The sequence below is a fragment of the Ruegeria sp. BHSC037 genome, assembly GCF_059613045.1.
Map to the genome: position 1 here is coordinate 1 of NZ_JBXWRT010000020.1, position 13,835 is coordinate 13,835.

Sequence of the window (13,835 nt, forward strand, 5' to 3'; positions counted from 1 at the left end):
GATCAGGCGCATGAACGCGGCTGGGTGGCGGTGGACACCGAGACAACCGGCCTGAACGAGATGGTGGCCGATCTGGTCGGCATTTCGCTGTGCATCGAGCCGGGCGAGGCCTGCTATATCCCGCTGACCCACCGCGACGGTGCCAGTGACGACCTGTTCGGCTCGGACGCGCTGGCCGAGGGGCAGATGCCGCTGGATGAGGCGCTGGAGATGCTCAAGCCGGTGCTTGAGGATCCGTCGATCCTGAAGATCGGGCAGAACATGAAATATGACGCCAAGATCTTTGCACGCTATGGCGTGGATGTCGCCCCGATCGACGACACGATGCTGATGTCATATGCCATGCATGCGGGTGAGCATGGACACGGCATGGACGCGCTGTCCGAACGCTATCTGGGCCACACGCCGATCCCGATCAAGCCGCTGTTGGGTACGGGCAAGTCGGCGATCACCTTCGACAAGGTGCCAATCGACGAGGCCACCGCCTATGCCGCCGAGGACGCCGACATCACCCTGCGCCTGTGGAAGTTGTTCAAGCCGCAGCTGCACCGGGTTCAGGTGACCACCGTCTATGAAACGCTCGAGCGCCCCCTGGTGCCGGTTCTGGCCGAGATGGAGATGCATGGCATCAAGGTCGACCGTGACGTGCTGAGCCGCATGTCGAACGCGTTTGCCCAGAAAATGGCTGCGTTAGAGGCTGAAATCCACGAGTTGGCGGGCGAGAATTTCAATGTCGGCTCGCCTGCGCAGCTGGGCGAGATCCTGTTCGACAAGATGGGCCTAGAGGGCGGCAAGAAGGGCAAGACCGGCAAGTATTCGACCGGCGCCGACGTGCTGGAAGATCTGGCGACCGAGCATGAGCTGCCGCGCCGGGTGCTGGACTGGCGGCAACTCAGCAAGCTGAAATCGACTTATACCGACGCGCTGCAGACCCATATCAATCCCGATACGGGGCGGGTGCACACGTCTTATGCCATCACCGGGGCGAACACGGGGCGTCTGGCCTCGACCGATCCGAACCTGCAGAACATCCCGGTGCGCACCGAAGAAGGCCGCCGCATCCGCGAGGCTTTCATCGCCGAGCCGGGCAACGTGCTGGTGTCGCTCGACTATTCACAGATCGAGCTGCGCATCCTCGCGCATATCGCCGATATTCCAGCCTTGAAACAAGCCTTTGCCGATGGGCTGGACATTCACGCCATGACCGCGTCGGAAATGTTCGACGTGCCGCTGGACGAGATGACGCCCGAAATCCGCCGCAAGGCCAAGGCGATCAATTTCGGCGTGATCTACGGCATTTCGGGCTTTGGTCTTGCGCGCAACCTGCGCATTCCGCGGGCCGAGGCGCAGGGCTTCATCGACCGCTATTTCGAACGCTTCCCGGGCATCCGGCGTTACATGGATGACACCATCGCCTTTGCCAAAGAGCATGGCTATGTGCAGACGCTGTTCGGACGCAAGATCCACACGCCTGAGATCAACGCCAAGGGGCCGCATGCGGGGTTCGCGCGCCGCGCGGCGATCAACGCGCCGATTCAGGGCACCGCGGCGGACGTGATCCGGCGGGCGATGGTGCGGATGCCTCAGGCGATCGACGGGCTGCCGACCAAGATGCTGCTGCAGGTGCATGACGAACTGCTGTTCGAAGTGGCAGAGGACGCGGTGGATCAGACCATCGAGATTGCGCGCGACGTGATGGAGAACGCGCCTGATCCGGCGGTGAAGCTGGACGTGAAACTGACGGTGGATGCGGGCAAGGGCGCCAACTGGGCCGAGGCGCATTAGGCAAGCGCCGTGCCGCTCATCAAGCCCGGCGGGCCCTCTTCGCGGCAGGTCAGGCCTCGGGCCTGACCAACAGCGCGACCAGCCGACGGGTCAGCGGAGCCACGAACAGAACCACTGCGAAGGCCACCGGCCAGCTGACGCTCCAGGCGCCCATCCAGCTGCCAAGGGTCTCGGGACCCAGCCCGATCTCTTTGACCGTTGCGATGCAGGTCACGATGCAGGACATCAGCCCCGACAGGATCAATCCGAACAGGACGGGGGCAAAACGGGCTGGGATCATGCGGCTGTTCCTCTGCTGATTTACCTTTTCATATGCAACATTCGAAATGTGATTTCCAGTGCGCAGGCGCACAGGCCTATCGCATCCAATGCAGAGAGGCGTCGGTGCGCCGGGTCGAGGGCGTGTATTCGGCGCTGACCCAGCCGTCATAACCGCTGTCGTCGATTGCTGCGAACAGTGCGGTGAAATCGGTCTCGTCCCGGCCGGGTTCCGACCTGTCGGGGGCCGATCCGATCTGAATATGCACGATCCTGTCGCGGAATCTGTCCCAGACGGCCTGCGCATTGCCATGGATCATCCGGGCATGAAAGCTGTCGAATTGCAGGCCCACATTCTGGCGGTCGATCCGGTCTAGGCACGCGGCGGCCAGATCATAGTCGTTCAGAAAATACTCGGGCTGCGAGACCGGGTTCAGCGGTTCGATCGTGAACTGCTGATGCGGCGCAAAATCCGCGGCCCATTGCAGGTTGCGCACGAAACAGTCCTGCGCTTCCGCCCCCGAGGCATAGCCCGCCATCACATGGATCAGGCCGGGCCTCAACGCCTCGGCATAGCGCAGGACGCGGCGGATGTCGGACTGGAACCGCGCCTCGCCCCCCGGAACGGCCGCATAGCCGGGCTGGCCGCCGGTATAGTTGGGCGGCGGCGCGTTGATCAGTACCAGGTCCAGCCCGTTTGCCAGCAAAGCGCGGCGGGTTTCCTTGGCCGCCAAGTCATAGGGAAACAGGATCTCGACCGCTTTGAACCCTGCATCCGCCGCCGCCTTGAACCGGTCGAGATAGGGCAGCTCGGCAAAGAGCAGCGAGATATTGGCGGCAAATCGGGGCATTGTCCTCTCGGGCTGATGGCGCGCCGACCTTAGTGGCGTGCGGCGTGCAGAGGAAGGGTTTGAAAACGACAATATGTCGAAAATCGGCCAGACCGGCGCGGGCCGATTGTGAAGGGTCGGGGTGTCGCAGCGAATCATTTTCGTGGCGCTGCACCAACAAAAGGGTTGAAACCGATGGCGATGAGTCCGGACCCCGTTCGCGGGCCCAGTTTCACTGCGACCGGTGCGCGGCAATCCGCCCTGTCCGGAAACGGGCTGGCGGTGGCGTCGATGCTGACCTGGGCGGCCGGTTTCCCGGCGGCTGAGATCCTGTTGCAGTCCTGGCCGCCCGTCGCCCTATGGGCAGCGCGGCTGATGCTGGCGGTGGCAGTGATGGTGCCGATCTGGATCTGGATCGACGGACCCGGCGCCGTGCTGCGCGCCCGATGGAGACATGCGGTGCGGGTCGGCGGTTTTGGCCTGGGGCTGGGCATGTTCCTGATCATCCTGGCGCAGAAGCTGACCGACCCGGTGACGGTCGCCATCATCGCCTCGTGCGCGCCGCTGGTGGCCACCCTGCTGGAACTGGCCGCGGGAACCCGTCGCCTGCGCGCGAATTTCGCGCTGGGCGTGGTCGCTTCGATCATCGGCGGGCTGATCGCCACCAGCGCCATCGCGCCCGCGCAGCTTGGGCTGGGTGCGCTCTGTGCGGTCGGGTCCACGACATTGTTCTGCTGGGGCAGCATGGCCACGGCACGCGATTTCCCCGACCTCAGCCAGACCGGCCGCACCACGATCACGCTGGCCGGTGGCGCGATCGTGGCCTCGGTGCTAATCGGACTGGCCAGCCTGGCCGGGTTCGACCTCCGGCCCCAGGGTGCCATCGACACGCAGCAGGCCGGGATGCTGGTCATCTACGCGCTGATATCGCTGGGGCTCAGCCAGGTTCTGTTCATCGCCTCGGTCGGCAAGCTGGGCGTGGCGCTTGCCTCGTTCCACATCAACGTGGCCCCGTTCTATGTGATGGTCATCATGCTGGTGTTGGGAGAAGAGTGGAACTGGACCCGTGCGCTGGGCGCGGCGGTGGTGGCGCTGGCCGTGGTGCTGGCGCAGGACCGGCCCGGGCGGCAGACGGCCTAGCCGTCACCCACCATGTCCGATGGCGCGATGGCAAAGAACTGCCCGCCCGACCAGACGCCGAACTGCCCGTCGTGATGGGTGGCGATGTCCACCAGCCGATAGAAGCTTTTGCGGTCGATCCGCGCCTCAAGGTTCGATCGCACCAGAATGTAGGGGCTCGGCTCACTCGTTTCGGGGTCGATGACCACCCGGATCGGATGATCCGGCCCGGCCGTCACCGTATCGCCGACATGGGTGGTAAAAGTCAGAACCTGATTCTCGCCCGCGCCGGTCCGGTCGAAATCGACCGCCACAAACGGCGCGTCTTCGACCGTTATGCCGACCTTCTCGACCGGGGTGACCAGGAAATAGGCGTCCGCTTCTTTCTTAAGAATCGAGGAAAAGAGCCTCACAAGCTCGAACCGGGTGATGGGCGACCCTAGATAATACCAAGTGCCATCGCGCGCGATGCGCATGTCCAGATCGCCGCAGAACGGAGGATTCCAGCTGTCGACAGGGGGCAGACCCCGCGGTTTGGCCGCCTTGACCGAGGCCGCCAGACCCTCAGGGGACGGTTTCACAGGATTTTGTCCGCTCATTGTTTTTGCCATTTCCTCGCAGCGCGATACACTTCATCTATACTAAGTCCACGGAAGGGAAAGTCATGACCGAACCTGCCGACCTCGTGTCCGAGATCGAAGCGCTGGAAGCGAAACTGCAACAGGCCAAATCCTCGATCACCCGCCGCTTCATCGGGCAGGAGAGGGTCGTCGACCTGACGCTGACCGCGCTGCTGTGTGGCGGTCATGCCCTGCTGATCGGGCTGCCGGGCCTGGGCAAGACGCGGCTGGTGGAAACCCTGTCCACCGTCATGGGCCTGCATGGCAATCGCATCCAGTTCACCCCCGACCTGATGCCGGCCGACATTCTGGGGTCCGAGGTTCTGGACACCGCCGAGGATGGCAGTCGCCATTTCCGATTCATTCCCGGCCCGATCTTCTGTGAACTCTTGATGGCGGACGAGATCAACCGCGCCAGCCCGCGCACCCAGTCGGCGCTGCTGCAGGCGATGCAGGAACGCAGGGTGACCGTCGCGGGCGAGGATCGCGCGCTGGGCGTGCCGTTCCATGTGCTTGCCACCCAGAACCCCATCGAACAGGAAGGCACCTATCCGCTGCCCGAGGCCCAGTTGGACCGTTTCCTGGTGCAGATCGACGTGAACTATCCCGACCGCCAGACCGAGCGTGACATCCTGCTGGCCACCACCGGCGTGGCCGAGGAGGAAGCGCACCAGATCTTCACCAATGAAGAATTGCTGGCCGCGCAGGTTCTGCTGCGCCGGATGCCGGTGGGCGAGTCGGTGGTCGAACTGATCCTTGATCTGGTGCGCGCGTTCCGCCCCGAAGAACCCGGCGTGTCCGAGCGCGTGTCCGAGACCGTCGCCTGGGGCCCCGGTCCGCGCGCGGCGCAGGCGCTGATGATGACGGTGCGGGCGCGGGCGATGCTGCAGGGCCGGCTGGCCCCCAATGCCGAAGATGTGCTGGACATGGCGCGCCCGGTGCTGAGCCACCGGATGGCGCTGAACTTCGCCGCGCGGGCGCGCGGTGACAGCCTGGCCGACCTGATCGAAACCACCGCGGCCGGGCTTGTCCGGGCCGAGGCGGCCGCGTGAACGCGGTCCGCACCCTTCGCGAAAGATCCGAGGCCGAGGCGTCCCGGCTGCCGCCGCTGTTGGCGCGGGCCGAACACCTGGCCGGAACCGTGCTGCTGGGTGATCACGGCCGGCGGCGTTCGGGGTTGGGCGATGATTTCTGGCAATACCGACCGGCCCAGATCGGCGACAGCCGGCGGATGATCGACCATCGCCGCTCGGCCCGCGGCGATCAGCAATATGTGCGCGAACGCGAATGGCAGATCGCGCAGTCGATCATGCTGTGGGTCGATCAGGGTGCCTCGATGCGCTTTGCGTCCGACAAATCCCTTCCCACCAAGGCCGACCGGGCCCGCCTGCTGGGGCTGGCCACGGCGATCCTGCTAGTGCGCGGGGGCGAGCGTGTGGGTCTGACCGGAACCATACTGCCGCCCCGGCGCGGCAATGCCCAGATCATCCGGCTGGCGCAGGCCCTGTCCGAAGATACCGAGGCCGACTACGCCCCGCCCGAACACCGCGCCATGATCCCCCATGCCCGCGCCGTGTTCATCTCTGACTTCCTCGGTCCGCTGGACGAGGTCGAACTGGCCCTGACCAAGGCCGCCGATCGCGGCGTGCGTGGCGTGTTGCTGCAGGTTCTGGACCCGGGCGAGGAGAGCTTCCCCTATCGCGGGCGCACCATCTTCGAAAGCGTCGGCGGCACGGTCCGGCACGAGACCCTCAAGGCCGGAGACCTGCGCGATCGCTATCTGGCGCGGCTGGCGCGACGCAAGGATGACCTGACCCGCCTGTGCCGGGTGACTGGCTGGCAACTGGGCCTGCACCACACCCAAGACAGCGCGCAGGCGGCCCTGTTGTGGCTTTATCGTGCGCTGGACGGAGGGGCGCGATGACAGTTCTGGCGGGCATCGGCTTTACCGCGCCGTGGGTTTTGCTGGGTCTGCTGACCCTGCCGATCCTTTGGCTGATCCTGCGCGCCGTGCCGCCCGCGCCGATCCGACGGCTGTTCCCGGCGGTGACCCTGTTGCTGGGCCTGAAGGACGACGAGAGCGTATCCGACCGCACCCCGTGGTGGTTGTTGCTGCTGCGCATGCTGGCGGCGGCGGCAATTATTGTCGGTCTGGCCGGCCCGGTGCTGAACCCGTCGCGCGACGAAACCGGATCGGGGCCATTGCTGCTGGTGCTGGATGCCAGCTGGGCCGGGGCCACGCGCTGGCCCGCCACACTGGATCAGATCGACGCGCAGCTGACCGAAGCCGGACGGGCCGGGCGCCCGGTCTCGATCCTGCGCCTGACCGAGCCGGAACCGCCCGTCTTCCAGACCGCCGAGGCCTGGCGCAACCGCCTGCCCGGGCTGGTTCCGCAGCCGTGGCAGCCGGACGCGGCGCAGATCGAGCAGGCGTTGGCCGACTTGGCGGGGGTCGAGGGCAGGTTCGACGCGCACTGGTTCACGGACAAGCTGGACTATCCGGGCCGCGAAACCCTACTGTCTGCGCTGCAGGCGCGGGGCGCGGTCACGGTCTATCGCGCGGCGGCGCCGACCCTGGCGCTGCTGCCCGCCACCTATCAGGATGGGGCGATCCGGCTGACCGCGGTGCGCGCCACACCCGGACCGGCGCAGACCGTCACCATCAATGCACAGGGGCGCGACCCGGCGGGCGTGATGCGCCTGCTGCAATCGGTTGAGGTCAGCTTCGACAGCGGCACGACCCAGGCGCAGGCCGATCTGGCGTTGCCGTCCGAACTGCGCGCCCGCATCACTCGGTTCGAGCTGCAGGGCCAGCGGTCGGCCGGGGCGGTGTCGTTGACCGATGACAGCCTGCGCCGGCGCGAGGTCGCCCTGATCGCCGGAACCGTCAACCGCGAGGGGCTGGAGCTGCTTTCGCCACTGCACTACCTGACGCAGGTGCTGATCCCCACTGCCGATTTCGTCGAGGGCGGGCTGGCCGAGGTTCTGCCTGCCAACCCGGATGTGATCGTGCTGGCCGATGTGGCCAAGCTGACCCCCGCCGAACAGGCCGGATTGGTCGAATGGGTCGAACAGGGCGGGCTGCTGCTACGCTTTGCCGGTCCGCACATGGCGGCCAGTGATCTGGGCCGCGATGCCGAAGACGTCCTGCTGCCGGTGCGGCTGCGCAGCGGTGGCCGCTCGGTCGGCGGCGCGATGAGCTGGGGCGAAGCCAAGGGGTTGGCGCCTTTCCAGGAAGGCTCGCCCTTTTACGGGTTGCGCATCCCCGACGATGTGACCGTCAGCACCCAGGTGATGGCGCAGCCCGACCCGAACCTGGCCGACCGGGTGATCGCCGCGCTGTCGGATGGCACGCCGCTGGTGACGCGCAAGCCGCTGGGCCTGGGTCAGGTGGTGCTGTTCCATGTCACCGCCGATGCCGAATGGTCGACCCTGCCGCTGTCGGGCCTGTTTGTCGAAATGCTCGACCGGCTCGCCGTGGCCTCGGCCGCCAAGACGCGGCAGGTCGAACAGCTGCAAGGCACCACGTGGGAGCCGATTCAGGTGATGGACGGGTTCGGAACCCTGTCCGACGCGGGCAATCTGGCCGGTGTCGATGGCCCCGCGCTGGTGTCCGGCGCATTGGGGCCCGACCTGCGCCCGGGTCTGTATGAAAGCGGCAAGCAGAAGCTGGCCCTGAACGTGCTGACCGAGGACAGCACGCTGCGCCCGATAAGCTGGCCTGCGGATGTGCCCATCAAGGGGCAGGAGGTCAGTGCCGAGACCCCGATCGTGGGTCTGCTGCTGAGCCTCGCCCTGATCCTGCTGGCGGTTGACGTTGTGGCCTCGCTGGCGCTGTCGGGGCGTCTGGGGCTGGCGCGGGCGGCGGCGGTGGCGCTGGGCGCGGTTCTGATCGTACCGCAGGCGAAGGCGCAGACGCCGGAAGAGACCGAATTCGCCCTGCGGGCGACCAAGGAATTGGTGCTGGCCCATGTCCTGACCGGCAATGCCCAGGTCGATGATGTCGCCCATGCCGGGTTGCGCGGCCTGTCGCAGACCCTGACCTATCGCACATCCGTCGAACCGGCCGAGCCCATGGGTGTGGACCTCGAACGTGACGAACTGGCCTTCTTCCCGCTGCTCTACTGGCCGATCACACCGGATCAGCCCCAGCCCTCGGCTGAGGCTTATGCCAGACTGAACGCCTATCTGCGATCAGGAGGGATGATCCTGTTCGACACGCGCGATGCCGACATCGCCGGGTTCGGCGCCGCCAGTCCCAATGGGCGCAAGCTGCAGCAGCTGGCGACTCCGCTGAATATCCCTGCGTTAGAGCCTGTTCCGCGCGATCACGTCCTGACCCGAACCTTCTATCTGTTGCAGGATTTCCCAGGGCGCTATGCCGGAACCGAGATCTGGGTCGAGGCCGCGCCCCCAGACGCTGAACAGATCGAAGGCATGCCCTTCCGCAACCTCAACGATAACGTCACTCCGGTGGTGATTGGTGGCAACGACTGGGCCGGGGCCTGGGCAGTCGACCGGAACGGGCAGGCGTTGCTGCCGGTCGGGCGCGGCTATGCCGGAGAACGCCAGCGCGAGCTGGCCAACCGGTTCGGCGTCAATCTGGTCATGCACGTGCTGACCGGGAATTACAAATCCGATCAGGTGCACGTGCCTGCTCTGCTTGACAGGTTGGGCCAATGACCGGTTCCGTCATCTTTGACCCGCTGATCCCGTGGCCCGCTCTGGTCGCCATTGGTTCGATCGCTTTGGCCGCGACGGTCCTGGCGCTGTGGCGCGGGCTGTCGGGCTGGGCGTTGCGCGGTCTGGCGGCGCTGGTACTTTTGGCGGCCTTGTCCGGCCCGGTCTACCAGATCGAGGACCGCGCTCCGCTGACCGACATCGTGCTGATGATCGAGGATGAAAGCGCCAGCCAAACCCTATCTGACCGCGCTGAACAGACCACGCAGACCGCCGAGGCCCTGGCTGCCGAGATCGAGGCTCGCGACAACACCGAACTGCGCCGCATCACCGTGGGCGACGGCGACGGGGACGAAGGCACTCAGGTCATGGCGGCGCTGAATGCGGCGCTGGCCGAGGAACCCCGCGCCCGCATCGCCGGTATTCTGATCCTGTCGGACGGCATCGTGCATGACGTCGATCAGGCCCCGGGTCTGCCCGCGCCGATGCACCTGTTGCAGACCGGTCGCGCGCAGGATTGGGACCGCCGCCTGATCGTGCGCAACGCCCCCGCCTTTGCCATCATCGGCGAGCCGATCACGCTGACCCTGCGGGTCGAAGACAGCGGCGCCGCGCCCGCCGGTGCAGTCTCGGCCCCGTTGGAAATTGCCGTGGACGGTGGTGAGCCGCAGCAATTCAGCATCCCGATCGGCGTGGATGTCGAGCTGCCGGTGACCCTGCCCCATGGCGGGCGCAACGTCATCCAGTTCACCGTTCCGCAGGCTGACGGCGAACTGACCGACCGCAACAACACTGCCTTAATCCAGATGAACGGGGTGCGCGATCGGCTGCGCGTTCTGCTGGTCTCGGGCTCGCCGCATCCGGGCGGGCGCACCTGGCGCAATCTGCTGAAATCCGACAGCTCGGTCGACCTGGTGCATTTCACCATCCTTCGCCCGCCCGAGAAACAGGACGGGGTTCCAGTGGACGAACTGTCGCTGATCGCATTCCCCACGCGTGAGCTGTTTCTGGAGAAGATCAACGATTTCGACCTGATCATCTTTGACCGCTACAAGCGGCGCGGCATCCTGCCGGCGATCTACCTGGACAACGTGACCAACTATATCAATGACGGCGGGGCGGTGCTGATCGCGGCCGGGCCGGATTTCGCGACCGCCGACAGCATTTTCCGCTCACCCCTGTCCGCGATCCTGCCCGCACAGCCGACGGCCCGCGTGATCGAGGATCGCTATGTGCCCACGGTGACCGACCTGGGTCAGCGGCACCCTGTGACCTCCGATCTGGGCGAGGACGGTGAATGGGGCGCATGGCTGCGGCAAATCGACGTCCAACAACGCGCGGGCGAGGTGTTGATGACCGGGGTCGACGACCGGCCGCTGCTGGTGCTGGACCGGGTGGGTGAAGGGCGCGTGGCGCTGCTGGCCTCGGATCACGCCTGGCTGTGGAGCCGCGGATACGAGGGCGGTGGCCCGCAACTGGAACTGCTGCGCCGTCTGGCTCACTGGATGATGAAGGAACCCGAGCTCGAGGAAGAGGCGCTGTGGGCCGAGGCCAACGGTCAGTCGATGCGCATCATCCGCCAGACCCTGAACGAAGAGGTCGGCCCCGTCACCGTCACCCGCCCCAATGGCGAAACGCTCGAGGTGCCGCTGCGCGAGATGTCGCCCGGCCGGTTCGAGGCGCAGTATTTCGGCCTAGAGATCGGCCTCTACCGCTTGCAGGAAGGGGACCTGACTGCCGTGATCGGCCTGGGCCCGGCCGCGCCGCGGGAATTCGAGCGCACAATCGCCACCCCCGAGATTCTTGCGCCGGTCATGGCGGCCATGCGCGGCGGTGCGATCCGTGTCGAGGACGGGCTGCCGGCCATCCGCAACGTGCGCTCGGGACGCCCGGCGGCCGGACGCGGCTGGATCGGGCTGACCCCGCGCGAGGCGTATGAAACCCGCGACGTGACTCAGGCGGGCCTGCTCCCGCCCTGGCTGGTTCTGCTGCTGGCGGGGGGCTTTCTGTTGGCCGGCTGGCTGCGTGAGGGGCGTGGCTGAGGCGTTTTAAACAGATTTTCACGCTCTGCCGGAATCCTGTGTCCGAACGGACCGGGAAAATAACAATGAGCCTTGCTGAAAAACTGGCACAGGAACGGCGCGCGCGGTTGGCGGCCGAACGCATGTTGGCATTGAAACAGGCCGAATTGTCGTCGGCCAATCAAAAGCTGGGTGAATACGCCCTGGCGCTGACCAAGCGGATCGGCGAAACCCAGGCCGAGGTTGCGACCGTTCGGGACGAGAATGAAAGGGTCAAATCCGACCTGACCATCGCACATGCCAAGATCGAAGTGGCCGAGCGCCGCCTGTGGCATTCGATCCAGACCATTCAGGACGGGTTCGCATTCTTTGACGGCAATGATCGCCTGATCAGCGCCAATACCGCCTATCTGAGCGTATTTGAAGGGCTGGATGAGGTCGCGCCAGGCGTCTCGTATCAACGCATACTCGATCTGCTGACCGACGAGGGGATCATCATCATCGCCGACGAAGAGGCCGAGACGTGGAAAGCCCGTATGCGGCGGCGCTGGGCCCGGATGGCCCCTCCGCCCGAGGTGATCCAGCTGTGGAACGGGCAGTACATCAAGCTGATCGACCAGCGTGGGCAAGGGGGCGACGTGGTCAGCCTGGCGCTGAACATCACCGCCTCGGTCCAGCACGAGACGCAGTTGCAGGCCGCGCGCGACAAGGCCGAGGCAGCCAACCGGGCCAAGTCGGCCTTTCTGGCCAACATGAGCCACGAAATTCGAACCCCGATGAACGGCATCGTCGGGATGACCGACCTGTTGTCGGAAACCCTGATGAACGACGAACAGCGGCTCTATGTCGATACGATCCGCGCCTCGGGCGAGGCGTTGCTGGTCATCATCAACGACGTTCTGGACTATTCCAAGATCGAGGCCGACAAGCTTGAACTGCATCCCGAGAAATTCGACCTGGAACGTTGCATCCTCGAGGTCGCGACGTTGCTGCAACCCACGGTGCGCGACAAGGGTCTGACCCTTCTGGTCGACTACGATCTGTTTCTACCCACGCTGTTCGTGGGCGATCCGGGCCGCGTGCGGCAGGTCCTGACCAACCTAGTCGGAAACGCGGTCAAGTTCACGCCCCAGGGGCATGTGCTGATCCGGGTCACCGGGGTGCCGAATGCCGAACGGGAGACTTGCGACATCCACGTCGCGATCGAGGATACGGGCATCGGGATTCCGCCCGACAAGATCAACCACATCTTCGGCGAGTTCAACCAGATCGAGGACGCCAAATCCCGCGAGTTCGACGGCACCGGGCTTGGGCTGGCCATCAGCAAGCGGCTGATCACGATGATGGGCGGCGCCATCTGGGTTGAAAGCGATCCTGGCAAAGGGTCCTGTTTCGGGTTCCGCCTGACGCTGCCCACCGTCGAGGGCGCGCAGCCCGTTCCGCCGCCGGATCTTGCGGACCGGCTGAAACATGTCGTCCTGGTCGAGGATCTTGCCGTCAACCGGGCGATTCTGGGCAAGCAGCTGCGACGGCTCGGGGCCGAGGTGACGGACTGCGCCACCGGCACCCAAGCCTTGTCGGCGATGCAAGGGTCGGTGGATCTTGTGCTGTGCAACCATGATCTGCCCGACATGGATGGGTTGGAACTGGCGGCGACGTTGCGCAGCCGGGGCTGGGACAAGGTGCCGATCGTGCTGATTTCGGCGAATCCGAGCATCATTCATGCCGACCCCAACCACCACCTGATCCAGGGCGTTCTGAAGAAGCCGATCCCGCGGGCTGAACTGTTCTCGCGCCTGATGGATTTGGGGGGTGGGGTATTGCCGCGACCCAGAGCGGCGGACTCTGCCGCTGCCCCGGTGCGCATGGCGAGCGGGAAACGACGTCTGATGCGGGTTCTGGCCGCCGAGGACAACCGGACAAACCAGCTGATCCTGACGAAAATGACCAAGGGCCTGAACATCGAGCTACGGCTGGCGGCCAACGGGCTCGAGGCGATCGCGGCCTATGACGAATTCGAACCCGACCTGATTTTCATGGATATTTCGATGCCGAAGATGGACGGCAAGCAGACGACCGAGGAAATACGGCGCAAAGAGATCGGAACGGGCCGGCACGTCCCGATCGTGGCCCTGACGGCCCATGCGATGATGGGCGACAGAGAAAATATCCTTGCGGCGGGTCTGGATCATTTCCTGACAAAGCCCCTGCAGAAGAAGCTGATCTGCGAAATGATCCAGGCGCATTGCCCGACGGGTGCTCAACCCGTCATTGTCGAGCCAGCCGGTGCGGTTTAGGCGGACGCCATGTCACAGGAACGAGGTTTTCGCCCCCGCGCCTTGGGCGAAATTGCAATACGCGGCGCCAACATGGCGGCGATGGTTGACTTCTAGGAAAACGTCATCGGGCTGACCCGCCTGCATGGCGGTCATGATAGGGCGATCGCATTCTTTCGGATTGCGGAAGGGTTCGACGGGCACACACAGGTTCTGGCGCTGTTTCACCATGGGGCAGCGCCGCGG

General features: G+C 65.3%; 11 protein-coding genes. 7 read left to right on the forward strand and 4 right to left on the reverse strand.

The annotated features are described in order from the left end of the window. On the forward strand, window positions 1–1,785 hold a 1,785-nt coding region (polA, locus tag AC2FMN_RS16425), incomplete at its 5' end, for a DNA polymerase I (protein ID WP_496689491.1). Window positions 1,786–1,834: 49 nt separating this feature from the next. On the opposite strand, the gene AC2FMN_RS16430 is transcribed toward polA, so the two are convergent. Both AC2FMN_RS16430 and AC2FMN_RS16435 read right to left on the reverse strand, forming a co-directional pair. Further along, window positions 1,835–2,065, reverse strand: coding sequence for a DUF2798 domain-containing protein (locus AC2FMN_RS16430; protein ID WP_490362085.1), 231 nt, complete (start codon window positions 2,063–2,065; stop codon window positions 1,835–1,837). 76 nt (window positions 2,066–2,141) lie between these two features. Then, window positions 2,142–2,894, reverse strand: a complete 753-nt coding sequence (locus AC2FMN_RS16435; protein WP_496689493.1) for a hydroxypyruvate isomerase family protein — start codon at window positions 2,892–2,894, stop codon at window positions 2,142–2,144. A 174-nt stretch (window positions 2,895–3,068) separates the two neighbouring features. Between AC2FMN_RS16435 and AC2FMN_RS16440 the strand changes: the two genes are divergently transcribed. Further along, entirely contained in the window at window positions 3,069–4,013 is a 945-nt protein-coding gene (locus tag AC2FMN_RS16440; protein ID WP_496689495.1) for a DMT family transporter, read from the forward strand. On the opposite strand, the gene AC2FMN_RS16445 is transcribed toward AC2FMN_RS16440, so the two are convergent. Then, entirely contained in the window at window positions 4,010–4,591 is a 582-nt protein-coding gene (locus tag AC2FMN_RS16445; protein ID WP_496689497.1) for a DUF1285 domain-containing protein, read from the reverse strand. The genes AC2FMN_RS16440 and AC2FMN_RS16445 overlap by 4 nt on opposite strands. Window positions 4,592–4,656: 65 nt before the next feature. On the opposite strand from AC2FMN_RS16445, the gene AC2FMN_RS16450 reads away from it, so the two are divergent. The 5 genes from AC2FMN_RS16450 to AC2FMN_RS16470 all read left to right on the forward strand — a co-directional run bounded on the left by AC2FMN_RS16450 (window position 4,657) and on the right by AC2FMN_RS16470 (window position 13,610). Then, window positions 4,657–5,664 (forward strand): AAA family ATPase, encoded by a 1,008-nt coding sequence (locus tag AC2FMN_RS16450; RefSeq protein WP_496689499.1) that lies wholly within the window; start codon window positions 4,657–4,659, stop codon window positions 5,662–5,664. After that, window positions 5,661–6,536 carry a DUF58 domain-containing protein gene (locus tag AC2FMN_RS16455; RefSeq protein ID WP_496689501.1) on the forward strand — a complete coding sequence of 292 codons (876 nt, stop codon included), beginning with the start codon at window positions 5,661–5,663 and terminating at the stop codon, window positions 6,534–6,536. Before AC2FMN_RS16450 ends, AC2FMN_RS16455 begins: the two co-directional genes overlap by 4 nt. Next, on the forward strand, window positions 6,533–9,295 hold the full coding sequence (locus AC2FMN_RS16460) for a DUF4159 domain-containing protein (protein ID WP_496689503.1): 2,763 nt from the start codon (window positions 6,533–6,535) through the stop codon (window positions 9,293–9,295). Before AC2FMN_RS16455 ends, AC2FMN_RS16460 begins: the two co-directional genes overlap by 4 nt. Next, entirely contained in the window at window positions 9,292–11,334 is a 2,043-nt protein-coding gene (locus AC2FMN_RS16465) for a hypothetical protein (protein WP_496689505.1), read from the forward strand. The genes AC2FMN_RS16460 and AC2FMN_RS16465 overlap by 4 nt, the downstream gene beginning before the upstream one ends. A 65-nt stretch (window positions 11,335–11,399) precedes the next feature. Beyond that, on the forward strand, window positions 11,400–13,610 hold the full coding sequence (locus tag AC2FMN_RS16470; protein WP_496689507.1) for a response regulator: 2,211 nt from the start codon (window positions 11,400–11,402) through the stop codon (window positions 13,608–13,610). A gap of 12 nt (window positions 13,611–13,622) precedes the next feature. Here the strand turns inward: AC2FMN_RS16470 and AC2FMN_RS16475 are convergent, their stop codons facing one another. Continuing rightward, entirely contained in the window at window positions 13,623–13,820 is a 198-nt protein-coding gene (locus AC2FMN_RS16475; protein WP_496689509.1) for a hypothetical protein, read from the reverse strand. Window positions 13,821–13,835 lie beyond the last annotated feature (15 nt).

Excerpts from the sequence above, each read along its gene's own strand:
- AC2FMN_RS16450 (WP_496689499.1), top strand. The coding sequence starts at position 4,657 with ATGACCGAACCTGCCGACCTCGTGTCCGAGATCGAAGCGCTGGAAGCG.
- AC2FMN_RS16460 (WP_496689503.1), top strand. The coding sequence starts at position 6,533 with ATGACAGTTCTGGCGGGCATCGGCTTTACCGCGCCGTGGGTTTTGCTG.
- AC2FMN_RS16465 (WP_496689505.1), top strand. The coding sequence starts at position 9,292 with ATGACCGGTTCCGTCATCTTTGACCCGCTGATCCCGTGGCCCGCTCTG.
- AC2FMN_RS16475 (WP_496689509.1), bottom strand. The coding sequence starts at position 13,820 with ATGGTGAAACAGCGCCAGAACCTGTGTGTGCCCGTCGAACCCTTCCGC.
- AC2FMN_RS16470 (WP_496689507.1), top strand. The coding sequence starts at position 11,400 with ATGAGCCTTGCTGAAAAACTGGCACAGGAACGGCGCGCGCGGTTGGCG.
- AC2FMN_RS16440 (WP_496689495.1), top strand. The coding sequence starts at position 3,069 with ATGGCGATGAGTCCGGACCCCGTTCGCGGGCCCAGTTTCACTGCGACC.
- AC2FMN_RS16430 (WP_490362085.1), bottom strand. The coding sequence starts at position 2,065 with ATGATCCCAGCCCGTTTTGCCCCCGTCCTGTTCGGATTGATCCTGTCG.
- AC2FMN_RS16435 (WP_496689493.1), bottom strand. The coding sequence starts at position 2,894 with ATGCCCCGATTTGCCGCCAATATCTCGCTGCTCTTTGCCGAGCTGCCC.
- AC2FMN_RS16445 (WP_496689497.1), bottom strand. The coding sequence starts at position 4,591 with ATGAGCGGACAAAATCCTGTGAAACCGTCCCCTGAGGGTCTGGCGGCC.